General features: G+C 54.0%; 1 rRNA gene. It reads right to left on the reverse strand.

What is annotated here, in order from left to right:
- Nucleotides 1-1,004: ribosomal RNA gene (locus JHD59_RS21940) — 16S ribosomal RNA — on the reverse strand; the annotation flags it as partial.
- Nucleotides 1,005-1,077: the final 73 nt, after the last annotated feature.

The following is a 1,077-nucleotide window of genomic DNA, read 5'->3' on the forward strand; positions in this document are numbered from 1 at the left end:
CAAGTTCCGTACATGTCAAGAGCAGGTAAGGTTTTTCGCGTTGCATCGAATTAATCCACATCATCCACCGCTTGTGCGGGTCCCCGTCAATTCCTTTGAGTTTTAACCTTGCGGCCGTACTCCCCAGGCGGTCAACTTCACGCGTTAGCTACGCTACCAAGGATTCAAACCCCCAACAGCTAGTTGACATCGTTTAGGGCGTGGACTACCAGGGTATCTAATCCTGTTTGCTCCCCACGCTTTCGTGCATGAGCGTCAGTGTCATCCCAGGGGGCTGCCTTCGCCATCGGTATTCCTCCGCATCTCTACGCATTTCACTGCTACACGCGGAATTCTACCCCCCTCTGACGCACTCTAGTCGTGCAGTCTCCAATGCCGTTCCCAGGTTGAGCCCGGGGCTTTCACATCAGACTTGCACAACCGCCTGCGCACGCTTTACGCCCAGTAATTCCGATTAACGCTTGCACCCTACGTATTACCGCGGCTGCTGGCACGTAGTTAGCCGGTGCTTATTCTTCCGGTACTGTCATCCCCGCCAGGTATTAACCAGCGGGATTTCCTCCCGAACAAAAGTCCTTTACAACCCGAAGGCCTTCTTCAGACACGCGGCATGGCTGGATCAGGCTTGCGCCCATTGTCCAAAATTCCCCACTGCTGCCTCCCGTAGGAGTCTGGGCCGTGTCTCAGTCCCAGTGTGGCGGATCATCCTCTCAGACCCGCTACTGATCGTCGCCTTGGTGAGCTCTTACCTCACCAACTAGCTAATCAGACATCGGCTGCTCGTATAACGCGAGGTCTTTCGATCCCCCGCTTTCCCCCTCAGGGCGTATGCGGTATTAATCCGGCTTTCGCCGAGCTATCCCCCATTACACGGTACATTCCGATGCATTACTCACCCGTTCGCCACTCGCCACCAGGAGCAAGCTCCCGTGCTGCCGTTCGACTTGCATGTGTAAAGCATGCCGCCAGCGTTCAATCTGAGCCAGGATCAAACTCTTCAGTTCAATCTCATAGCAAATTTTCTGGCACGCAAGTTCAAAGAAATAACTGGTATTTCCTATCTCTTGCAGTGCAAGT

This window comes from Chromobacterium sp. ASV23 (genome assembly GCF_016428945.1).
In the GTDB taxonomy this organism is placed as follows: Bacteria; Pseudomonadota; Gammaproteobacteria; order Burkholderiales; family Chromobacteriaceae; genus Chromobacterium; species Chromobacterium sinusclupearum.